We start from the raw sequence: 21,221 nt of genomic DNA on the forward strand, positions 1-21,221 counted from the left end.
TCTCGAAGATCGTGTTATTGGTAGGATAGCCCGCCGCAATCTTCTTGCGGATCTCAATGTCGAGATCGTCAGCAGTATCTTTCGCCTCCCACACGCCGCGCCGGATCTTGAACTGATCTTTGATCTCGCCGTCCACGCGGATCGTGCGCCTGTTGGGCAGGCGAATCGGCTGCTCGCCGAGCACGGTGAAATTATACTGCCGACCAATATCTTCCAGCAGCGCATGGAATGCGGCGCGGGTTGCGCCTTCGTTGGAAACGCTCTGGTGATCGTACGAACGCAGCTTATCGTAGTAGCTGGCAAGCGGGCGGGAAAGCTTCGACGCAGGCACGACGATCCCTTTGCAACGTTGGATGTGATTGGCGGTGCTGTGCCGGACGATTGCATTAGGGGGTGAAGAGAATTGTAAAGAGATGCACTTCGATCGTTTATGGCCCGATAGACTCTCTATGAGCAAACCATAGGGTCATAGCGCTATAGGCTTCACATCGGGGGCGTTGTTTGCCGGGTGCCATTTGGGAATGGCACCACCGATCGGAGAGAGATTGATCAGTGTCGCGCCGGGTGCGCAGCCGTGTACATACGATTCACACACATGTACGAAGGATTCACATGCCTGTGCGAAGGATTCACATGCCTGTGCGAAGCATAATCATGTGTGTGTATGATATGGGCAGCCGTGCGCATAGCATCATCAGCCGTGCGCATGACATGCGCAGCCGTGTGCCCGCATGGTAGAACGGCGGATGTTCGATCGATTGGGGTGGTGGGGCGTGATGATGGTGTATGCAGGCCCTCACCCCCCGGCCCCCTCTCCCATCGCCTAACGGCATAGGAGAGGGGGAGTGACGCGGGGCAACACAGCCCCTCTCCTATGGCAATGGGAGAGGGGTGCTGAGCGGAGCGAGGGCCTTCCCAAAAATTCGCTTATTTTCCGCCTGCGATTCAGCCGCATCCCGGCAGGGAATCTCGCTGCCGAGGCCGCCGAATGTGCCTTGTTTTGCGGATCTTTGACGCTAGACAAACAAGCGTTCGACGGTATATAATCGCGCATAATCGAATAAGCAGTTCGCCCCCGGTGCGTTTCCCCACCAGGGACGAACCTCAGACCAGGAAAGGCCGAACTTTCATGGCCGTACTGACGATTGTACCATGCGCGGCTTGTTTCCCCGCGCCCGCAGACCATCCCGCCCGCCTCGCCTGCTGTGCTTTGTTTCCTGTGCTGCGTTCTCGCTCCGAGGTGCTGTGATGCCGCGCCGCAAACGCTCCGACGCCGAGCTGCTGCGCGAGGCGCTCGTGCCCTACATCAACATCCACCAGCTTCGGCACCTCGTCGCCTGCCAGAGCCGGGCGCTCGAAGCCGCGCTGCGCACCGATCACCCGCCCGCCGACGTGCGCGCCATGCTCAACGTGCTGTCCGCGCTGCTGCACCCCGCGCCCGCCGAGCAGATCGCCACGCCCGATGATGTCGCCGCGCTGCTGCTGGTGGAGATGGGGCTGCTGGCGCAGGAGCAGATTCGCGTGATCTGCCTGAACACCAAAGGCCAGATCCAGACGATCCACGCCGTCTATCAGAGCACGGTCAACGCGATCGTCACCCGCCCGATCGAGCTCCTGCGCGAGGCGTTTCGCCACAACAGCGCCTCGGTGATCCTGGCGCACAACCACCCTTCGGGCGATCCCGAACCCTCGGAGGAGGATCTCATCTTCACCGAGCAGATGATCCTCGTGGGCGACATGCTGGGCATCCAGGTGCTCGATCATCTGATCATCGGGCGCGGCACGTGGGTCAGCCTGCGCCAGCAGAGCCTCGTCTTCAAACAGGCCATACCGGCGGGCAAAACGGCGAAGGTCATGCTCGACTGGACATGGTACCCGGTGGGCCAGGCTCCGCGCGACAAGTGAGGCGGGGAGCAGAGGCCCTCACCCCGCTTCGCTGCGCTCAGCCCCCGCGCTCAGGCGGGCCTCCGCCTTCGCGATGCAGGAGCGGGGTTGTGTTGTTCCGCGTCACTCCCCCGCTCCTGCCGCAGTGGGAGAGGGCGGGTGCCAGGCCGGGTGCCCTCCGGGCATGGCACCCCGGCGCGGGGAGAGGGCCTCCGGCCCATATGCGGAAGGTGTTTACGACTCTTGACAGAACACGCACCGTCATACAAAATGTAAACATACGGTAACAGATCATGCGGTACCGGGTTCGAGGGATGACACCCACTGATACGAAGCTCGTCATACCGTAGGTTGTCATCCTGTGGAATCAAGAGCAGCGTCAGCCGTGCGGGCGTTGCTCAAGCCGGACACTGCCGAGAAGCAGCTTCATCGGCCATCTTTACCACAGATTCGCGTGGATTCTCGCGCCGGAGATCGCTCAAGGTCCCGACGAATCCTAACATAACCAGATCTTGCCACTGTCTCCTTCTTCAGAGAGATCGCGGAAATCTGCCTATCGGCCACCATACCATCGGTCCATCCTGGAAGGTGCAAGCCCACCTCTCAGCCGCACACTATCGGTCCATCGTGGAAAGTGCAAGCCCGCCTATCAGCCGACACTGCCCATGCTGAACGCATGCGCTACCAGCCCCGTGAGGTTCCCGAAGCACATCAACTCCCACTATTCGCGAGCGCCGAGCTGTCCGCATCCGTACGTCAGCATGAGGTTATATCCAGATACATCCCGTCGAACAGCATTGAGATAGGTAGCGGCGATGTGTCACACCGGGCTGCGGCAGCGCCCTGTCGCCAGCGGGCACGAGCATCGGCGTCCCACATGTTGCAATCACGCTCTCGTCTCCACATACAGGTGTCACGTTCGGTCTATTTTTTAAGGAGGTCACTGTAATGTACATCACGCGCGAACACATCCAGTTCTACCAGGACAATGGCTATCTCTTTTTGCCTGAGTTCTACTCAGGCGCGGAAGTCGCGGCGATGGAGGCGGAGCTGCCGGTGCTGTATGCCGAAGAGTCTCCCCGGCGGGTGCTGGAGCAGGACGGCTCCGCGGTGCGCTCCGTGTACGGCTCGCACAGCACCAGCGCGGTCTTCGATCGGCTGGCGCGCGACCCGCGCATCTTGGAGCCGACGATGGAGATCCTCGGCGGCGATGTGTATATTCACCAGTTCAAGATCAACGTCAAAGCGGCCTTTGGCGGCGAGATGTGGGAGTGGCACCGCGATTACGATACCTGGCATCATGAGGATGGCATGCCCGGCGTGCAAGCGCTCAACGTCGTCGTGTTTCTGGATGAGGTCAACGAGTTCAACGGCCCGCTGCTGCTGATCCCAGGCTCGCACAAAGATGCCGATGTCGAGGATTTTATACGCGACGAGGCGGAGCTGCTCGAAGCGGGCGCGCCCGCCTGGATGGCGAACCTCACCACCAAGATCAAGCACTCGCTCGACAAAGCCACCGTCGCCAAGCTGGCATCGCGGCACGGCATCGTCGCACCCAAGGGGCCGCGCGGCTCGGTGCTGTTCTTCGACTCGAACATCGCGCACGGATCGTCGCAGAACATGTCGCCGTTCGACCGCACGATCGTGATCGTGTCGTACAACAGCGTGGCAAACGCGCTGCTGCCGGTTGAGCGTCCGCGCCCGGACTTCCTGGCAAGCCGTGATTTTCGCCCGCTTGTGCCGCTCGTCGATGCGCTGCCGATGGCACAGCGCTAAATCGCCTCACGGACGATCTGCACCCGGCTGACGCCGGTTCTACCAGAAGCCACAGGGAGCTTTTTTGATGAGCCCGGAACACGTCGAAGACATCTATAAACTCTCACCGATCCAGCAGGGGCTATTATTCCACAGCCTGTACGAGCCTGAGTCGGGCGCGTACTTCGAGCAGTTCAACTGGCTACTCTCCGGCACGCTCGATCCGGCGGTCTTCCAGCGCGCGTGGCAGTACGTCGTCGATCGGCACGCGATCCTGCGCACGGCCTTCTTCTGGGAAGATCTGGACGAGCCGTTGCAGGTGGTCCAGCGTCAGGCCGCGCTGCCCTTCGCGTATCACGACTGGCGCGGGATGCCGGAGGCCGAGCAGGCAGCGCGCCTGGCAGCCTATCTGCAAGCCGAGCGCAGCCGGGGCTTTGCTCTGGAGCAGGCACCCTTGATGCGCGTGGCGGTGATGCAGCTCACGGACGATCGCTATCGCTGCGTGGGCTGCTACCATCATCTGCTGCTGGATGGCTGGTCGATCCCGCTGTTGGAGCAGGAGGTCGCCACCTGCTACGCGGCGTTTGCTCGCCATCAGCAGCCCCGCTTGAAGCGGCGGCGGCCCTACCGCGACTATATCACCTGGCTGCGGCAGCAAGACCTGGCGCAGGCCGAGCAGTACTGGCGCAGAACGCTGGCAGGCTTTACCGCGCCGACGCCGCTCCAGGTCGATCGTGCGACGGAGCAGCCTGAGGGCTACGACCAGCAGACGCTCCATCTATCGTCGGCAACCACCCAGGCGCTGCAAGAGCTGGTGCGGCAGGAGCATCTCACGCTCAGCACGCTCGTCGCAGGCGCGTGGTCGCTGGTGCTGAGCCGGTACAGCCGCGAGCAGGATCTCGTCTTCGGCGTGACCGTCTCCGGTCGTCCCGCGGATCTGCCCGGCGTCGAGTCAATGATCGGCCTGTTCATCAACACGCTGCCGCTGCGGGTGCGGCTCGCTCCTGAGCTGCCGCTGCTCGAATGGCTCAGGTCGATCCAGGCGCAGCAGTTCGAGCTGCAACAGTACGAGTACAGCCCCCTGGCGCAGGTCCAGAAATGGAGCGCTGTTCCTGGGGGCACGTCGCTCTTCGACAGCATCTTCGTCTTCGAGAACTTTCCGCTGACCAGCGCCTTTGCCGAGGAGTCGGGCCATGCGCTGACGCTGCGCGAGACGCAGATGATCGAGCCGACGAGCTACCCGCTGACGATCAAGGCGCAGCCGGGAGCGCAGCTTGAGCTACGCATCGGCTACGCCCGCCATCGCTTCGATCCCGCGACGATCGACCGGATGCTTGGGCATCTCGCGACGCTGCTGGAGCAGATCGCCCACCAGCCCGCGCAGCGTCTCATGGATGTCCACCTGCTGACCGAGGCCGAGCGGCGGCAGATTCTCGTCGGCTGGAACCAGACTCAGGCCGCGCCCGCGATCGAGCCAACGTCGATCCATGGGATCTTCGAGGCGCAGGCGCGGCGCATCCCCGGCGCGCTGGCGCTGATCTTCGAGGATGCGCGCCTGACGTACGACGAGCTGAACCGGCAGGCGAATCGGCTGGCGTGGCATCTGCTGGGGCTGGGGCTGCGGCCCGAAAGCCGCGTCGGGATCTGCATGGAGCGCTGCGTCGAGCAGCTTATCGCCGTGCTGGGCGTGCTCAAAGCGGGCGGTACCTACGTGCCTCTCGATCCCAACTATCCCCAGGAGCGGCTCGCGTTCATGATCGCCAACGCTGAGGTTGGCGTGCTGCTGACGCAGCAGCGCTGGCTCGACACGCTGCCGGAGCAGCCGACCCTGCGGCTGTGTCTCGATCGGGACGGGGCACAGATCGCCGCCGCTCCGTCGAGCGACCCTGACTTGGCGACGCATCCCGATCAGATCGCGTACATCACCTACACATCGGGCTCGACCGGCACGCCCAAAGGCATCGGGATGACCCACCGGGCGCTGCTCAATCTGCTCGACTGGCAGCTACGGCACACCGATCTCCAGCCCGGCGCGCGGACGCTTCAGTTCGCCTCGCTGAGCTTCGACGTATCGTTTCAGGATCTTTTCAGCACATGGGCGCTCAGCGGCACTGTCGTCGGCATCTCCGAGGATGTGCGCCGCGATGTCGTCGGCCTGAGCCAGGTGCTCTGCGCGCAGGCGATTGAGCGGCTGTTCATTCCGGCGGTCGCGCTTCAGCAGGTCGCCGAGGGCTTTCGCTCGGTCGATGCAGCCGCCTGCCGTCTGCGCCATGTGATCGCGGGCTCCGAGCAGTTGCAGCTCACGCCCGCGCTCGTCGAGATGTTCGAGCGGCTGCCGGAGTGTGCCCTGCACAACGAGTACGGCCCCTCGGAGACGCATGTGGTGACAGCCTACGATCTGCCCCGCGCGACCGCCGATTGGCCGAAGCGCCCGCCGATCGGCAGGCCGATCGCCAACACGCAGGTTTATCTGGTCGATCCGCAGATGCACCCGGTGCCGATCGGCGTGCCCGGCGAGGTCTATCTTGGCGGCGCGCAGCTTGCGCGCGGCTACATCGGACGGCCCGACCTGACCGCCGAGCGATTCGTGCCCGATCCGTTCGGCGCGACTCCGGGCGGGCGGCTCTACCGCACGGGCGATCTGGCGCGCTACCTGCCCGACGGCAACATCGAGTTCCTGGGCCGCGCCGACCATCAGGTCAAGATTCGCGGCTTCCGCGTCGAGCCGGGCGAAGTCGAGGTGGTCCTGGGCCGCAATCCCGCGATCCGCGAGTGTGTGGTCGTCGCGCGCGCCGATACGACGGGCCATCATCGGCTGGTGGCATATGTCGTCCCCATGGAAACACCCGGCCCGACCACCAGCGATCTGCGGCTGTTTCTGAAGCAGCGCCTGCCCGACTACATGGTACCGTCGGTCTTTGTCAAGCTGGACGCGCTGCCGCTGAACACCAACGGCAAGGTCGATCGCAAAGCGCTGCCAGCGCCCGACAGCGCGCGGCCTGAGCTGCGCGATACGTATGTCGCGCCGCGAACCGAGCTTGAGCGGAAGCTGGCCGAGATCTGGATGCAGGCGATCGGCGTGCAGCAGGTGGGCGTACACGACAACTTTTTTGAGCTGGGCGGCGACTCGATCATCACGCTTCAGGTCGTCTCACGAGCGGCGCAGGCCGGGATTCACCTGACGGTGAAGCAGGTCTTCGACCATGCCACGATCGCCGAGCTTGCGACCGTCGCCGGTACCACATCTGGCGTCGCGGCGTCACAGGCGCTTGTCACCGGCCCGGTGCCGCTCACGCCCATCCAGCACTGGTTCTTCCACAAGGTTCGCGCCGATGTTCATCACTGGAACATGGACGTGCTGCTCGAAACACAGCCGGACGTCGACCCGGATCTGCTCGACCGGATCATCCAGCATCTCGTCGTGCATCACGACGCGCTGCGCATGCGCTACTTCTACGAAGACGGCAGGTGGCAGCAGGTCAGCGCCGAGCCGGGCGCGCCGGTGCCGTTCTCGGTGATCGATCTGTCGGATGCAGCGCCCGCCGAGCAGCTTGCGGCGGTCGAGCAGGCCGCGACGCGGCTGCAATTCAGCATGAATCTGGCAGAGCCACCGCTGTTTCGCGCCGTCTTCTTCAACTTCGGCGCGGATCGGCCCGGACGGCTCTACATGGTCATGCATCATCTGATCGTCGATGCCTTCTCCTGGCGCGTGCTGCTGGAAGATATGCAGACCGCCTATCGCCAGCTCAGCGCGGGACAGCCGATCGCGCTGCCGCCCAAGACGACCTCGTATCAGCGCTGGGCCGAGCGACTCAGCGAGCACGCGCAATCCGAGACGCTCAGGCAGGAGCTCGCGCACTGGCTTTCGATCGGCGATGTGCCCTTCACGCCTCTGCCGCGCGACGTTCCCGACGGCGAGAATTCGACCGCCTCTACCCGCCTGCTCCAGATGATCTTGAGCGTCGAGGAGACGCAAGCGCTGCTTCAGGACGTACCCAAGGCGTACCAGTCGCGGATCAACGATGTGCTGATGGCCGCGCTGAGCTACGCGATCAAGACCTGGACCGGCTCGCCGCATGTGCTGATCGACCTGGAAGGCCACGGACGCGAGGATCTTTTCGACGACGTGGATATGACTCGCACCGTCGGCTGGTGCCCGTCGATCTCGCCGGTGCTGCTCGATCTGCGCGCGGCTGCAACGCCGCTCGACGCCCTGCCGCTGGTGCGGGATCAGATGCGGCAGATTCCCCGGCGCGGCGTGGGCTACGGCATGCTGCGCTATATGTCGGAGGATGCCGCGATCAGAGAGCGGCTGCAAGCGCTGCCACAGGCCGAGGTCATGCTCAACTACTTCGGCCAGTTCGATCAGGTCGTGGCGAACTCCGCGATCTTTCGCCATATGGCCCAGGAGCCGACCGGGCCGCTGCTCAGCCCGAACGGCAACCGATTTACCGTGCTCTTCATCCATGGGCAGGTGGTGCAGGGACGGCTGATGATGGTCTTCCACTACAGCCAAAACGTGCATCGCCGTGAGACGATCCAGAAGGTCGTCAGCGATTTTACCAGCGCGCTGCGCGTCTTTGCCACGGCAGGGCGAAGCTTTGTCGCTGGCGGTGCCGTGGAGAGCGAGGCGGTCGCGTCGCTGCCGGAGGTGTGATCGAATCTGTAGGTGAGATTGGCCGTCACCCTAATCGCCGCCCAAAGGGCACCCGACCACCCCTCTCCCATTGCGATAGGAGAGGGGTTTTGCGGTAACGGCCTGCCAACCGGATTGCCCCGCATGGACGCCTGGTGCTATCATGCGTGCCTGTGCCCATCGCACAGTGGTACCAGATAGTCATGCGAGGGGAGATCAATGGATACCACCCGATCCGAGGCGGCATTTGCCGCAGCGCAGCAGTATATTCCCGGCGGCGTCAACAGCCCCGTACGCGCGTTTAAGTCCGTCGGCGGCACGCCGCGCTTCATCGAGCGCGCGCAGGGACCGTACATCTTCGACATCGACGGGCAGTGCTATATCGACTATGTGCTCTCGTGGGGGCCGATGATCCTGGGCCACGCGCAGCCCGCCGTGATCGCGGCGATCACGTCGCAGGCGGTGAAGGGCACCAGCTATGGCGCGCCCACAGAGCTAGAGACTGAGCTGGCGCAGCTGGTCTGCGAGATCGTGCCGAGCATCGAGATGGTGCGCTTCGTCAACTCCGGCACCGAGGCCACCATGAGCGCGCTGCGGCTGGCGCGCGCCTACACCGGACGCGCCAAGATCCTGAAGTTCGCGGGCGGCTACCACGGCCACGCCGACTTCCTGCTGACCGAGGCCGGATCGGGCGTTGCGACGCTGGGGCTGCCCGCCAGCGCGGGCGTGACCAGCGGCCAGACGGCGGACACGATCACCGTCGAGTACAACGACCTCGCCGCGGTGCGGCAGGCGTTCGCGCGGGTCGGCGAGCAGATCGCGGCGATCATCGTGGAGCCGGTCGCAGGCAACATGGGCCTGATCGAGCCGCAGCCGGGCTTCTTGCAAGGTCTGCGCGATCTGGCCCGGCAGCACGGCGCACTGCTGATCTTCGACGAGGTGATGACCGGCTTTCGCGTGGCGCGGGGCGGCGCGCAGGAGCGCTTCGGCATCCAGCCCGATCTGACCTGTTTGGGCAAAGTCGTCGGCGGCGGGCTGCCCTGCGCGGCCTACGGCGGGCAGCGGGCGATCATGGAGCAGGTCGCGCCGCTCGGCCCGATGTACCAGGCGGGCACGCTCTCCGGCAATCCGCTCGCAATGGCGGCGGGCATCGCCACGCTGCGGCGGCTCACGCCTGAGATGTACCAGCAGATGGAGCGGGCCGGATTGCGGCTTGTACACGGGCTGCGCGCCGCCGCCGCCGAGAGCGATATTGTGCTTCAGGTCGGCGCGGTCGGCTCGATGCTGGGCTTTTTCTTCGCCTCGGAGCCTGTGCGCAGCTACGCCGAGGCCAAGCGCGCGTGCGATACGCAGCGCTACGCCCGCTTCTTCCACGCGATGCTGGATCGGGGCGTGTACTTCGCGCCGTCGCAGTTCGAGGCCGGTTTCCTCTCCACGCTCCACGACGACGCGCTGATCGATCGGACGCTTGAGGCGGCTCAGGCAATCATGCCGGGTATGCGCTAAACCGCATCCAGTATTCGAGAGGGCAAATAGGTCGGGGCGACCATGAACGTCGCCCCGACACGACAAGCACGCCCCGCGTCACGATTTGCCGATCATGATCACGTTGCTACGCCTCGCCTCGCGCCGCCCGGATCTAGCCCTTGCCCGGCTGCCGACTCACGCCGACCTCACGGCTCAACTGGCGCGTATCGTAGTACCCTCGGAACATGGTGATCTTGCCGCGCTCGTCGAAGACCAGCAGGCTTACGCCGTCGTACTCCATCGGTTGTCCATCATTGCCCGTGCCTTTGGTCGTCCAGAACAGCCCGGCGGCCTCGGCGTTGGCCGTCACCTGATAGAACTCGGAGTGCGCCTCGCCAAACGTGCGGCGATACTCGGTCCAGAACTGCCGCGCGCCGTCCTGCCCGATCCGCTCTTCTCCGGCCAGCTTCAGCGCCGCGTTGGTCAGGCGCGCGTCGTCGCCGAACAGCGTCACCAGCCGATCGACCTGCTGGACATCGCCCTGCTCCAGCGCGTGCAGCGCATCGATAAACTCCTGGGCCAACTGCTCGATCTGTTGCCGCTCCATACATCGCTCCTCTGCGTACGTCGCGAGAACGTGAGCAAGCGTTGTGCCGGGAGTGGGATCGCGCGCCGCCAGGCCGGGGGTGTGGGGGAGTCCCCCAAAAATTCCCCTTCCTGAACACGCGCTACAGCCCTTCTTCGGTTGGGATAAACTGCCCGTCGCGCAGATAGCCGATCAGGCTCAGATTCGCCAGCGTAAAGCGCCTGGGCTGCGTCTCGTCGCCGCCGCGCTGCGCCAGCGCCCCCGACGCATCGACATCGAAGCGGATCACCTGCTCATCCGAGGCGACAGCGCGCGCCTTGAATCGATCCGAGCCGAAGGGCGTCGCGTGGCACTCGACCAACTGCCAGCCGCCCGTTGTCTGCTGGGCTTGCAGAATCAGATAGGACGCTCCCGCCAGCGCATCCGGCAGAATGTACAGGCCACCTTGTTCAAGTCTCACGCTCATCGTATGCTCCATCGATCATATGCCATGCACGCCCGTCTCACCGGATGCCCTCCATCGTGTTCAAGCGATCCTGCCAGTCGGTCGGGCTGACGATGCCGAATTGCTCGTTGGTGCGCGGATTCCGCACCAGCACCTGCCAGGCGTGCTCGTACTGCTGCACCTCACACGTCACTTCGGGATGCTCGCGCTCGATCTGCTCCTTGAGGCGATTCGCCTCGTCGTATGTCATGACCATCGCACATTCCCTCCTGCTAACAGACGCTAGCACGCGCGCGGTTTGCCTGCCATCGTCTGCTCCTTCTCCTCACGTGCTCCCTCAGATGTTCAGCACCATGCGTGCCGCAAGGCCCGTATGCTGAGAGTCGTGCCATAGCAAACGGGAGGCCGCCAGCGCTACTGCCTTCGGCTTATGGCACGCGCATTGCTTAATGCGCGCCCGGCATTCAAGGAGCTTTACGATGTCACGTGCAGGTCAACGTATCCTGCTGATGAATACATCAGGTCATAAGTGTTTTCTGGAAGGGCAGCAGATCCAGCCGGGCGAGTTTATCGAGATGGTGCTCGCAGCCGATTTCGCGTCCGGCTGCGACCGGCAGGTTGCAGCGCGCGGGCCGTGGGGCAGATGCGGCTGGACTTCGGAGGAGATCAAGCAGGTCGCGCGTGAGATTCGCCACCGGCACACCCGGCGCGTCATCTGGCGGCGCGAGGGCACCAAGCCCACCTGGCGCGACTACCAGGATTATACCGACGCGCCATACCATACCGTCACGGGCACGCTCAAGGTGCTGCCGGAGGTCTGGAGCCCGCAGCTTGGCAACCAGCGCGATATTCTGGTCTATCTGCCGCCATCGTACGAACGGGGTGATCGGGCCTATCCGGTGCTGTACATGCACGACGGGCAGAATCTCTTCGACGACGCGACCAGCTTTAGCTGTGAGTGGGCCGTCGACGAGACGCTCGAAGCGGCCAGCGCGAGCGGCCTTGAGACGATTGTGGTTGGCATTCCCAACATGCAAGAGCGGCGCTGCGACGAGTACAGCCCCTTCGTCGATCGGCTGAGCGGCGGCGGGCAGGGCGCGGCCTATCTCGAATTCATTGTCCACACCCTGAAGCCGCTGATCGACGACACCTTCCGCACGGTGCGCGACCGGGAGCACACCGGCATCTTCGGCTCGTCGATGGGCGGCCTGATCAGCCTCTACGGCTTCTTCGCTCAGAGCGCGACCTTTGGCTTCGCGGGCGTGATGAGTCCCGCGCTGTGGTTCGCCGACCGCGCGCTCTTCGCGGCGGTGAGGCAGGCGGCGTTCGTGCCGGGCAGGCTGTATCTGGACGTGGGCACGCGCGAGGGCAGGGAGACGGTCGCGAACGCGCGGCGGATGTGCGCGCTGCTGCGGCGGAAGGGCTACCGGCCCGGCCAGGAGTTGCAGTATGTCGAGGAGCACAACGCGGGCCACTGCGAAACGGCGTGGGGCGGCAGGCTGCGCGGCGCGCTCCACTTCTTGCTGCATGGAGCGACGCCCAGGCCAGTGGTACAGCCGGAGCTATCGGCTGCGACGATGCCAGCGCTGCAAGAGATCGCGCTCGGAGCCAGGGCGTAAGCGCTCAGCGCGATCCATCCCGTAGGCTGGAGCACCGTGGCTCGAACCGTAGGGGCATGGCGATGCCGTGTCATGGCGCAACCCGGCGGGTCGTCCCCACGAAGGCACCCCGAATCACGCCCCGGCAGGATCAATCGGCGAGCCGCTCCCGGCCAGGCAGCCCGGTATCTTTCACCTGCTCGTAGGCCGCCAGCGTACCGATGTCGATCACCGCGCCGTCGAGCAGTTGCGCGTAGATCGGCAGGCCCGCCGCGAGCAGCAGCGGAAAAAGGTCGTGGCCCCAGTCGGACGGTCGATCGGCGGGGACGTGCTGAAGCGCCTCCGGCTCGACGATATACACCCCGGCGTTGGAGGTCATCTGCGCGTCGGACCACTCCGCCGGTTTCTCGACGAAGCGCACCACGCGCCCCGACGAGTCGCAGGCGATCATGCCCTGTGAGGGCGGATCGTCGGTGTGCTTGAGGCCGATCGTCACCAGCGCGCGCCGCGACTGGTGGTAATCGAGCAGCGCCCGCAGGTTGACATCCAGCAGCAGATCGCCATAAACCACCACAAACGGCTCGTCGAAGAGCGCGGCGAGCTTTTTGACCGCGCCCGCCGTGCCGAGCAGCTCCGGCTCGAACGAGTAGATCAGATTCATGCCAAGCTGTGATCCGTCGCCAAGCTGATCCTGAATCACCTCAGGCAGATAGTGCAGGTTGAGCGCAACATCGGTAATGTCGTAGCGCTTGAGCCAGCGCAGCGTATGCGCCAGCAGCGGCTCGCCGCGAATCGGCAGCAGCGGCTTGGGGATCGAGTCGGTCAGCGGTTGCAACCGGGTTCCGGCACCTGCCGCAAGCACCATTGCTTTCATCAGCACCTCGTGTGTGTTAGACTACTGGCGAATCTGACGTAGCTCGCGCCAAAGCAGCGCTCGAAACAACGATACGCCAGAAATATCTGGCGTATCGTCAGCAAGTGGTGGGCCGCCCAGGATTCGAACCCGGAACCCATCGGGTATGAGCCGAGTGCTCTACCGTTGAGCTAGCGGCCCTCGGTGCAAGCAATCCTACCATAAAGCGCTACGTCTCGCAACCAATCAACAACATTTCGAGAGCATTATGCAGCATAAAATCGCACTGGTCGGCCTCAGCGGCAGCGGCAAAACCACGGTAGGCCGTCTGCTGGCAGAGTCCTTAGGTTGGCGCTATATCGACACCGATCATCTGGTCGAAGCGCGGGCGCAGCAGCCCATCGCGCAGATCATCGCGCAGACGGGCGAGGCAGCCTTCCGGCATCTTGAGTCGCAGGCGCTAATGGAGGCGCTTAAGCAGCAGCACGTGGTGATCGCGACCGGCGGCGGCATCGTCGAAGATCCGGCGAATCGCGAGCGGCTGCGGAATACCACCTTCACCGTCTGGCTGCACGCGCCCACGGCAACGCTTGTCTCGCGGCTCGACGGCACCACCGATCGGCCACTGCTGGCCGATGGCCCTGCGACGCGGCTGGCGCAGATGGCGGAGCGTCGCGCGCCGCTCTACGCCGCGATTGCGGACTGGACGATCGTTACCGTCGGGCTAACGCCCGCGCAGGTGGTGGACGAGATTCTGCATGGCCGCAGCCTGAGAAGCGCGGCAGAGCAGAGCGACGGCCTTCAGGTGACGACGCCGGGCGGCACGTATAGCGTGCGAGCGGGTCATCATCTCCTCGCCGAGCTGCCCGGCTGGCTCGAACGTCTGGGGCTGCGCGGGCGGGTCTGGCTCGTCAGCGATACGACCGTTTTTCCGCTGCATGGTGGGCGCGTGTGCGAGCTGCTGCGCAGCCGCAATCATGTGGTCGGGGTGCATGCGATTCCGGCGGGCGAGCAGTATAAAACGCTCGATACCGTGCGTCAGGTGTACGACTGGCTGCTGGCGCAGAGCGTCGAGCGCGGCGATGTGCTGCTGGCGCTGGGCGGCGGCGTGGTCGGGGATCTGGCCGGTTTTGTCGCCGCGACGGTGCTGCGCGGCATTGCGGTGGTGCAACTGCCGACGACGGTGCTGGCGATGGTCGACAGCGCGATCGGCGGCAAAACCGGCGTCGATCACGCGGTGGGCAAGAACCTGATCGGCGCGTTCCACCAGCCGCGTCTGGTGCTGGCCGATACGAGCGTGCTGCCGACGCTGCCGACCGCCGAGCGCGCGGCGGGCTGGGCCGAGGCGATCAAGCATGGCATCATCGGCGATCCGCAGCTCTTTTCACAACTCAAGCAGCACGCCCAGGCCGTGCTCGACCTGGAGGAGCCGATCACGGGCGCGCTGATCCAGCGTGCGGCGGCGCATAAAGTGCGCGTCGTCAGCGGCGACGAGCGCGAGCACGGCGGTCGGATCACGCTCAACTACGGCCATACGATCGGCCACGCGGTCGAGGCGGAGAGCGGCTACACGCTGCGGCACGGCGAGGCCATCGCGGTCGGCATGATGGCCGCCGGGACGATCGCCGCGCGGCTCGGAATCTTCGATCCGGCGGCGCTCGACGAGCAGCGTATCGTGCTGGAGGCGTTCGGCCTGCCCACACGCCTGCCAACGACGATCGATCCAGGATGTGTGCTCCAGCGGCTCGGCAGCGACAAGAAGGTGCGATCTAGCCGCGTGCGCTGGGTGCTGCCCACCAGGATCGGCGCGACAGTTGTACGCGACGACGTGCCGATCGAGCTGGTCGCCGAGGTGCTCGACGGCCTGCGCGAGACGACGGATTGAAGGGTCATCCAAAAATAGAGTTCGGCGGTGCTTGCCTGGCCCCGCTCCATGCTCGTGTAACACAGGAGACGAGATCCACGTATCAGAGAAATATTCTGTGTGGTTCGTCAAGGAGATGGGCAAGCTATGGCACAGTTCGACGTCCTTGAACAAGAAGGCGTGCGGATGGTGAAAGCGACGTTGCAGAATGAAACTATCCGCAGTGAAGCCGGAGCCTTGTCCTACATGCGCGGCGATCTCGTCATGGAGTCGCGCGGTCCGGGGGCATCTGGCTTGTTTAAGGCTATGGCAACGGGCGAGTCGATCTTTCGACCGACCTACACCGGCACTGGCGAAGTCTATCTGGAGCCATCTTTCGCCAATTTTCATGCGTTCGACCTGCAAGGCAAGGATTGGATTCTTGAGCGCGGGGCATACTGGGCCTCCGATGGCGATGTCGACGTCGATGTGCATCGGGACAGTGCCCTCACCAGCTTGCTCAGCGGGCAAGGATTGGTCAATTTTCAGACCAAGGTTCGGGGTCGTGGGCAAGTCGTGGTCATCGCGCAGGGCGATGTGCAGGAACTTCGCCTGATCAACGATAAGCTGGTTGTGGATGGCACCTTCGTTATTGCCCGCACCGGCAACCTGAAATACCGGATCGAGCGTGCCGCGAAATCCCTGTTCGGCTCGATGTCATCAGGGGAAGGTTTAGTGAGTACCTTTGAGGGCACCGGCACGGTCCTCATCGCGCCGATCCCGTACTGGCGTTATCGCCTGATGACAGGCATGACGATGGCACCAGGCGCGAGATAAACATGTCTGGAGGATTATGATCGCAGGGCACGTCATCGACGTGCCCTGAGCGTCTTGTCAACGGCCCTACGAGCCATCGCATGATCTAGTCATCCCAATGCGGCAGATCGCCCTCATCCAGGGGCCGCGCGGGCCGCTGCATCTGTAGCTCCTGCAAGTAATCCTGCAAAATCAGCGTCGCCGCAATCTCGTCGACCTCACCCCGGCGGCGCTTCTTGCGCTTGCCGCCGCGCTCGTCGATGATCCGCTGCGCCTCGACGCTGGTAAAGCGCTCGTCACGCATCACCAGCGGCACCGTCACGACGGCCTTGAGCTTCTCCACAAAATCGGCCACGCGCTGCGCCTGCGGCCCGTGCTCGCCGCGCAGCGTCAGCGGCAGCCCGACGACCACCAGCACCGCTTCCTCGTCGTGGACGATGCGCTGAATCTCCGCCAGCGCGCGCTCGCGCGGGTCGGCCTGCACCACGCCCACAGGCCGCACCACGATGCCGCTCGGATCGCAGGCCGCGACGCCGATCCGTTTCTCGCCCACATCCAGGGCAATGATCCGTCCGCCGACCATCACTGACTCGCACCGGAGGCCGTCGTGTCGACCGTCACCGTCACATTGTCGGGCACCGTCTGCCAGTCCTGGGGCAGGCCAAAGGCCCTGATCTGGCCCTCTTCTTCGAGCTGCCGCAGATACGTCTCGGCCTCATCGCGGGCCTTGCCCCGGATCGCCTGGGCGATCTCCTCGCGGAGGGACTCCGGCAACTCCTGGTAGCCGCCGCGCGGCACCGCGACCGCCTCCACGATCAAGCCTTGATCGCCGCGCCGCCAGCCGTTGATCGAAATCTCGGCGCTCCCCAGATCGGGCCGCTGCTGGCGGATCAGGTTGAGGATCGCCCGTCGCAGCTCTGCGTCGATCGGCCTGTCGCTCGGATTTGCCAGCGCCTCGAAGGTCCTGAAGACTTGCAGCGTGAACGCGCCGTCCTGCGTCACCTGGCCGATCGGCGGGAAGACCGAGGAGTATTCCTCAGGCGGCAGCGACCTCAGTAGCTCCTGGGTCGGCGTGATCTGTCCGGCGGAGATCGAGAGATTGGGCCGCTCCTGCACCTGCGCCTGTAGCCCGGTGACGCCTCTGGCGTACAGATCGGTCAGCGCCTGAGGCAGCAGCGGGCTTACATCGTCGGGCGAGACAATCGTCACCTCTTCGTCGGAGCCGCCGGTAAACGGCGCAGGCTGAGAGACGGTGAACTGCCTGCTGGTATAGCCCGGTATCGCGACGATCGTGCCCGGCGGAATATTGCCCTGCGATCCGGGCAGCCGCGCCGTGAGCGTCCCATCGGCAAAGCCATAGACCAGCGCCTCGCCGGTATCGCGGCTGCCCGGCACCGTCACATTGTTGTCGAAGACGAACTCTTGCCCGCCCGCCGCGACGATCGTGCCCGCCGGGATTGTCACCGGCTGCGAGGTCTGGTTACGGAGCGTGACGCCGCCTTTAGCAAAGCCGATCGGCGTTACCGCTCTCCCGGCAGCCGTTCCCTGCACCGTCACCGTGACGGGCACCGTCAGGACCACGCCCTGCACGTTGATCGAGGCCGGGTCATTGATCGGCTCGCCGACGAGCGGCACGAGCTGATCGGTAAACGTGACCGCCTCGGTGCTGCTCAGCGGCGGCTCGACCGTGATCGTCGGCGGCGTGCCCAGGCCAAGGCTGTTCCAGAATCCGCCGAAGTTCAGCGATCCCTGCGAGCTGAGCACGATCAGCACCAGACCAGTGATCAGCAGCAGCGCCAGCAGCGGCCCTAGCAGCAAGGTGCGCGACTGTCGTCGCCGCGCGGCAACTTCTTCGGCAGTGCGCTCTGGACGCGCCATGCGGAAGCCTTCGTCATCTGGCGGGGCAGCCTCGTCGGCGACGCGCCGGCTGCGCTGCGGCAGCACGCCAAGCAGCGCTCCCAGCAGCGAAGGACGCGGAGCGCGCTCGCGCACAACATCATCCGCGCTGGCCCGCCGTGGACGGCGGCGCGGCGGCAGCGGCGGTAGATCTTCTTCCTCCGGCGCGCGCGACATGGCGGTATCGAGTTCGCCGAAGGCGGCCTGCCACTCGGCGTCGTTCTGCGCGGGGCTGGGCACGCCGATGTCGCCCGGCACATCGTACAAGAGCGCGCCCTGCTCGGAGCGCTGGACGCGCGGCGCTTCCGCGTCTGCCGCATGGTCGATCGCCTCAAGCTGTGAGAGAAAATCAGCATCCGAGGCTGCCAGCGGCGTTGACGGAGCGGCCTGTCGTGTCGGCTGCGCCGTGCCGGAGGCTGGCTGCGTCGGCGGGCGCGGCGTGAGCGGCGGTGTTGGCGGCTGGATCGCAGGACGCTGGGCGGTCGGGCGGCGAGGCGTATCGCCCGGACGCGGCGCGGCCACCGTGCCGCCGACGCTGACGACGTCCAGCTTGGCAAAGCGCGCCGCGTCGGTCGTCTTCTCGTCCGCCGTGAAGAGCGTCACGCGCACGCCCGATGCCTTCGCCGCCTCGCGGAGCATCTCGTTTCCGGCGATGCTTTGGAGCGCGCGCGTGCCATCCGGCACCAGCAGCTCCACCCGCGCCGCGCCCGCGCCGCGCACGAGGTTACAAATCTCCTCGATGCTGCTCTGTGGCGGAATCGGGATCAGCAGCGGCTCTTCCTCGCGGCCAACCTGGCTCAGCGGCAGTGACGGCTCAATCCGCGCGCTGGGGCGGCGTCCACCGCGATCGTTCGACGGTTTATTGCTCACGGCGTTCCTCGCTGTGCGAAGCTAAACGGAGGAAAAATATACATATGAGCGCTGGGACATCCATGCTGATCGCCTCTCGTGTCAGGCTAGGGGTCATCTCGGCTACCTTTTGTCGGTGGTTGTATGATAGCGTAACCTCGGTATTTAGCAAATCAATCATCGATCGTTTCACGCTATAGGTAAGCTCGCCCGATGCTTCTTGTACCAGAGCATATATTATCCCTGCCTGGCAGCTCGCAGGCAAACGCCCTCTATCCATCGCATACCAGGATAGAGGGCGCTGCCGATCGGCTATGGGCAGCGACTAGACCAATGGATTGTACTTGAACTGGCCGATCATAAAGGTGACGAGCACCAGCAGCAGCACGCCCAGCAGAATACCGCCATAGCGCCGCGCCTCGCTGTCGGGAGCGCGCCGCGCCCGCGCGGCCATCGCCGAGACGACGCCAACCGCTGCGATACCGAAAATATAATGCAGCCACAGACCGCCGATATAAGCTCCATTGCCCATGATGAGGCCCAGAATGATCAGCAAGATACCCAGCGTTGCCTGAATCGATGCGCTGATCAGATCGGCGCGCAGCACCAGCGCCGATCCCTGCGCCGTGGTGCGGGCGGTGACAAAGAGCATCACGGCGGCGACAAGCGTCAGCAGCAGCGTCAGGCCACCAAAGATGTTGTGAATCGTTACGATCACGCTGTAAAGTCCATCCATGCGTTGTCTCATCCTTTCATAAAGGTTGTTGTGGTTCTCCGTCAGGCGCTCGCTCCCAAAGCGAGGGATCAGGGGTCGGGGAGCATGGGAACAAGGAACAGGGTTTAAGCCTTTGTTCCTTTGTGCTCTCATTCCCCGGCCTGCCGACGTGCCAGCACGTAAAAGGCGCACGTGCCGTGCGTCTCTGCTATCATTGTAGCATGAGGCACCACGGACGGCGCAGCCCTGCCACAGGAACATAGCGGCAACCGTGTTGCGCAGCGCTATGCTGTCGGCATGGCGGGTGTGGGAGGAAGGTATTGATGGATATCGTGTGGCTGGAGTTCGGGCTGATCGTACTGCTGATGATCGCCAATGGCTTTTTTGCCGCCTCTGAGATCGCCGTGGTTTCTGCGCGGCGCGGGCGGCTCCAGCAGCGCGCGGAGGAGGGCAGCACGGGCGCGCAGACGGCGCTCGATCTGGCGCACGAGCCGAACCGCTTTCTGGCGACGGTGCAGGTTGGCATCACGCTGATCGGAACGTTCGCGGCGGCATTCGGCGGCGATGTCCTATCCGATCCGCTGTCTGAGGCGCTTGAACCTTTCGCCGGAGCGTACGCTCATCCGATCGCGCTGACGCTGGTGGTGCTGCTGCTGACCTATCTCTCGCTGATCCTGGGCGAGCTGGTGCCGAAGCGCATCGCGCTCCAGCAGGCCGAGCACATCGCCACGGCGGTCGCGCCGACGATGCGCCTGATCTCACGAATCGCCGCGCCGGTGGTCTGGTTTCTCACGATCTCCACCGAGGCTGTGCTGCGGCTGCTTGGCCGTCACCAGCAGGAGGCCGAGCACGTTACCGAAGAAGATGTCCTGTCGCTGGTCCGCGAGGGCACAGAAGGCGGTACGCTGGAGGCGGCAGAGCGCGATCTGATCGAGCGCGTCTTTGATTTTACCGACGCGACCGCCCGCTCGATCATGACGCCGCGCACGGAGATCTTCGCCGTGCCCTATGAGCTGCCGTTCGATCAGATCGTCGCGCGGGTGATCGAGTCGGAGTACTCGCGCATTCCGGTCTACCGTGGCACGCCCGACACAATCGAGGGGGTGCTCTACGCCAAGGATATCCTGCGCGCCACGCAGGGCCATGCCGATCCGCCACCGCAGCTTGCCGAGCTGATCCGCCCGCCCGTCTTTGTGCTGGAGCACCAGCGCATCTCGGCGGTGCTTCAGCAGTTCAAGCAGACGCGCCATCACCTGGCGCTGGTGATCGACGAGTACGGGCAGATCGAGGGCTTGATCACCTTGGAAGATGTGCTGGAAGAGCTGATGGGCGATATTGCCGACGAGTACGACGAGGCCGATACGATGGTTGTGCGCCGCGCCGACGGCTCCTTCCTGGTCGATGGGCTGCTCTCGTACGCCGACGCCGAGCACCGCCTGGGGCTGCCGCCGCGCGAGGACCTGGCAGAGCTGCCGCCCTTCGACACCATTGCGGGGCTGCTGCTGTCGCTCTTCGAGCATATTCCGACGACCGGCGAGACGGTGACGCTCGGCGATTGGTACTTCGAGGTCGTGGATATGGACGGCGTGCGGATCGATAAGGTGCTGATCCGCAGCCAGGGGCCGCAGGTCGAGCGCGAGCAGAACGAGGCTGCGCTGGCGCTCCGCGCGGTGCTCCCAGGGCCCACCCCGCCGCACTCCGCCGCACACCCCGACGATCCAGGCGCGTCCGATGCCCGTACGCAGCCGCCAGAATCGCCTCGCAGCGCTGACGGAAATGATACGGGACAGGATCGTCGCATGTGATCATCTCCTTTGGTCGGAGCGGATTGATGGTGTTTGGAGAATGGTTGCAGATACGTGCGTAAGGGCGTATCGT

General features: G+C 64.5%; 16 protein-coding genes and 1 tRNA gene. 8 read left to right on the forward strand and 9 right to left on the reverse strand.

Annotated elements, in window-relative coordinates; translation table 11 throughout:
• A partial coding sequence (locus VFZ66_24500; GenBank protein ID HEX6292370.1) for a hypothetical protein occupies positions 1 to 331 on the reverse strand: 331 nt, incomplete at its 3' end.
• A gap of 917 nt (positions 332 to 1,248) precedes the next feature.
• Between VFZ66_24500 and VFZ66_24505 the strand changes: the two genes are divergently transcribed.
• The 4 genes from VFZ66_24505 to hemL all read left to right on the forward strand — a co-directional run bounded on the left by VFZ66_24505 (position 1,249) and on the right by hemL (position 9,781).
• On the forward strand, positions 1,249 to 1,905 hold the full coding sequence (locus VFZ66_24505) for a JAB domain-containing protein (GenBank protein HEX6292371.1): 657 nt from the start codon (positions 1,249 to 1,251) through the stop codon (positions 1,903 to 1,905).
• A 927-nt stretch (positions 1,906 to 2,832) separates the two neighbouring features.
• A complete protein-coding gene (locus tag VFZ66_24510; GenBank protein HEX6292372.1) occupies positions 2,833 to 3,660 on the forward strand; it encodes a phytanoyl-CoA dioxygenase family protein in 828 nt (275 codons plus the stop codon).
• Between the two features lie 67 nt (positions 3,661 to 3,727).
• On the forward strand, positions 3,728 to 8,296 hold the full coding sequence (locus VFZ66_24515; protein ID HEX6292373.1) for an amino acid adenylation domain-containing protein: 4,569 nt from the start codon (positions 3,728 to 3,730) through the stop codon (positions 8,294 to 8,296).
• A 198-nt stretch (positions 8,297 to 8,494) separates the two neighbouring features.
• Positions 8,495 to 9,781 (forward strand): glutamate-1-semialdehyde 2,1-aminomutase, encoded by a 1,287-nt coding sequence (gene hemL, locus VFZ66_24520; GenBank protein ID HEX6292374.1) that lies wholly within the window; start codon positions 8,495 to 8,497, stop codon positions 9,779 to 9,781.
• Between the two features lie 133 nt (positions 9,782 to 9,914).
• On the opposite strand, the gene VFZ66_24525 is transcribed toward hemL, so the two are convergent.
• From VFZ66_24525 to VFZ66_24535, 3 genes are all read right to left on the reverse strand, one after another.
• Entirely contained in the window at positions 9,915 to 10,349 is a 435-nt protein-coding gene (locus VFZ66_24525) for a nuclear transport factor 2 family protein (protein ID HEX6292375.1), read from the reverse strand.
• A gap of 121 nt (positions 10,350 to 10,470) precedes the next feature.
• Complete coding sequence (locus tag VFZ66_24530) at positions 10,471 to 10,794, reverse strand: hypothetical protein (protein HEX6292376.1); 324 nt, start codon at positions 10,792 to 10,794, stop codon at positions 10,471 to 10,473.
• Between the two features lie 37 nt (positions 10,795 to 10,831).
• Positions 10,832 to 11,029, reverse strand: a complete 198-nt coding sequence (locus VFZ66_24535) for a hypothetical protein (GenBank protein HEX6292377.1) — start codon at positions 11,027 to 11,029, stop codon at positions 10,832 to 10,834.
• A 223-nt stretch (positions 11,030 to 11,252) separates the two neighbouring features.
• Here VFZ66_24535 and VFZ66_24540 point away from each other — a divergent pair, with 223 nt between their 5' ends.
• Positions 11,253 to 12,392 carry an alpha/beta hydrolase-fold protein gene (locus tag VFZ66_24540; GenBank protein ID HEX6292378.1) on the forward strand — a complete coding sequence of 380 codons (1,140 nt, stop codon included), beginning with the start codon at positions 11,253 to 11,255 and terminating at the stop codon, positions 12,390 to 12,392.
• Between the two features lie 130 nt (positions 12,393 to 12,522).
• On the opposite strand, the gene VFZ66_24545 is transcribed toward VFZ66_24540, so the two are convergent.
• Both VFZ66_24545 and VFZ66_24550 read right to left on the reverse strand, forming a co-directional pair.
• Positions 12,523 to 13,245, reverse strand: coding sequence for a nucleotidyltransferase family protein (locus tag VFZ66_24545; protein ID HEX6292379.1), 723 nt, complete (start codon positions 13,243 to 13,245; stop codon positions 12,523 to 12,525).
• Positions 13,246 to 13,350: 105 nt separating this feature from the next.
• Positions 13,351 to 13,425: transfer RNA gene (locus VFZ66_24550), tRNA-Met, on the reverse strand.
• A 67-nt stretch (positions 13,426 to 13,492) separates the two neighbouring features.
• Between VFZ66_24550 and aroB the strand changes: the two genes are divergently transcribed.
• On the forward strand, positions 13,493 to 15,109 hold the full coding sequence (aroB, locus tag VFZ66_24555; GenBank protein HEX6292380.1) for a 3-dehydroquinate synthase: 1,617 nt from the start codon (positions 13,493 to 13,495) through the stop codon (positions 15,107 to 15,109).
• A gap of 126 nt (positions 15,110 to 15,235) precedes the next feature.
• Positions 15,236 to 15,904 (forward strand): AIM24 family protein, encoded by a 669-nt coding sequence (locus VFZ66_24560; GenBank protein HEX6292381.1) that lies wholly within the window; start codon positions 15,236 to 15,238, stop codon positions 15,902 to 15,904.
• A gap of 85 nt (positions 15,905 to 15,989) precedes the next feature.
• Here VFZ66_24560 and ruvX read toward each other — a convergent pair whose 3' ends face one another.
• The 3 genes from ruvX to VFZ66_24575 form a co-directional block, all read right to left on the reverse strand.
• A complete protein-coding gene (gene ruvX, locus VFZ66_24565) occupies positions 15,990 to 16,466 on the reverse strand; it encodes a Holliday junction resolvase RuvX (GenBank protein HEX6292382.1) in 477 nt (158 codons plus the stop codon).
• Complete coding sequence (locus tag VFZ66_24570; GenBank protein HEX6292383.1) at positions 16,466 to 18,649, reverse strand: baseplate J/gp47 family protein; 2,184 nt, start codon at positions 18,647 to 18,649, stop codon at positions 16,466 to 16,468. Before VFZ66_24570 ends, ruvX begins: the two co-directional genes overlap by 1 nt.
• A 304-nt stretch (positions 18,650 to 18,953) precedes the next feature.
• On the reverse strand, positions 18,954 to 19,364 hold the full coding sequence (locus tag VFZ66_24575; GenBank protein ID HEX6292384.1) for a hypothetical protein: 411 nt from the start codon (positions 19,362 to 19,364) through the stop codon (positions 18,954 to 18,956).
• Between the two features lie 302 nt (positions 19,365 to 19,666).
• Here VFZ66_24575 and VFZ66_24580 point away from each other — a divergent pair, with 302 nt between their 5' ends.
• Positions 19,667 to 21,148, forward strand: a complete 1,482-nt coding sequence (locus VFZ66_24580) for a hemolysin family protein (GenBank protein ID HEX6292385.1) — start codon at positions 19,667 to 19,669, stop codon at positions 21,146 to 21,148.
• The last annotated feature ends 73 nt before the right edge of the window (positions 21,149 to 21,221 follow it).

The organism is Herpetosiphonaceae bacterium (assembly GCA_036374795.1).
Lineage (GTDB): Bacteria > Chloroflexota > Chloroflexia > Chloroflexales > Kallotenuaceae > LB3-1.

Bases quoted from the DNA above. Each gene is read 5' to 3' on its own strand.
- VFZ66_24580 (HEX6292385.1), top strand. From the start codon at position 19,667: ATGGATATCGTGTGGCTGGAGTTCGGGCTGATCGTACTGCTGATGATC.
- VFZ66_24560 (HEX6292381.1), top strand. From the start codon at position 15,236: ATGGCACAGTTCGACGTCCTTGAACAAGAAGGCGTGCGGATGGTGAAA.
- VFZ66_24575 (HEX6292384.1), bottom strand. From the start codon at position 19,364: ATGGATGGACTTTACAGCGTGATCGTAACGATTCACAACATCTTTGGT.
- VFZ66_24515 (HEX6292373.1), top strand. From the start codon at position 3,728: ATGAGCCCGGAACACGTCGAAGACATCTATAAACTCTCACCGATCCAG.
- VFZ66_24535 (HEX6292377.1), bottom strand. From the start codon at position 11,029: ATGGTCATGACATACGACGAGGCGAATCGCCTCAAGGAGCAGATCGAG.
- VFZ66_24540 (HEX6292378.1), top strand. From the start codon at position 11,253: ATGTCACGTGCAGGTCAACGTATCCTGCTGATGAATACATCAGGTCAT.
- ruvX (HEX6292382.1), bottom strand. From the start codon at position 16,466: ATGGTCGGCGGACGGATCATTGCCCTGGATGTGGGCGAGAAACGGATC.
- VFZ66_24525 (HEX6292375.1), bottom strand. From the start codon at position 10,349: ATGGAGCGGCAACAGATCGAGCAGTTGGCCCAGGAGTTTATCGATGCG.
- VFZ66_24545 (HEX6292379.1), bottom strand. From the start codon at position 13,245: ATGAAAGCAATGGTGCTTGCGGCAGGTGCCGGAACCCGGTTGCAACCG.
- VFZ66_24505 (HEX6292371.1), top strand. From the start codon at position 1,249: ATGCCGCGCCGCAAACGCTCCGACGCCGAGCTGCTGCGCGAGGCGCTC.
- VFZ66_24530 (HEX6292376.1), bottom strand. From the start codon at position 10,794: ATGAGCGTGAGACTTGAACAAGGTGGCCTGTACATTCTGCCGGATGCG.
- hemL (HEX6292374.1), top strand. From the start codon at position 8,495: ATGGATACCACCCGATCCGAGGCGGCATTTGCCGCAGCGCAGCAGTAT.
- aroB (HEX6292380.1), top strand. From the start codon at position 13,493: ATGCAGCATAAAATCGCACTGGTCGGCCTCAGCGGCAGCGGCAAAACC.
- VFZ66_24510 (HEX6292372.1), top strand. From the start codon at position 2,833: ATGTACATCACGCGCGAACACATCCAGTTCTACCAGGACAATGGCTAT.